Here is a 385-nt window from a genome sequence, read left to right as displayed (position 1 = left end):
GGCCTTTTTTCTAACCCTTTGCCTTGCCACCACACTGGGTATCGCACTATGCTTTGAAATGATCGGTGGTTATCTTCCATGCCACTTATGCCTGCTTGAGCGCCTGCCCTATTACGGTGCTCTCCCGCTTTTCATCTTAGCAGGCTTTTTAGCATGGGTTTCTTGCCTGTCTTCTCTAGTACTGTTTTTATTTATATGCGTTTTTGTGCTCATGGCAACAAGCCTTGGGCTTGCAATCTATCATACCGTTGTTGAATATCACTTTTGGCCAGCACCAGCCCACTGCAGCTTAAATACAATAACTCTCACAACAAACGTAGACCAACTTTGTACTTCACTTGAAAAGCCTCCAGCATCTCCCTCTTGTGCTCAAGCACCAGTGCGT

The 385-nt window shown here is 46.0% G+C and carries 1 protein-coding gene; it reads left to right on the top strand.

The features are described 5' to 3' along the window. On the top strand, positions 1-385 hold a 385-nt coding region (locus J7R05_RS08975; protein ID WP_208541937.1), incomplete at both ends, for a disulfide bond formation protein B.

This window comes from Bartonella capreoli (genome assembly GCF_902813205.1).
In the GTDB taxonomy this organism is placed as follows: Bacteria; Pseudomonadota; Alphaproteobacteria; order Rhizobiales; family Rhizobiaceae; genus Bartonella; species Bartonella schoenbuchensis.
The sequence above is the reverse complement of the archived record's forward strand: the minus strand, read 5'-3'. Positions and strand labels throughout refer to the sequence as shown.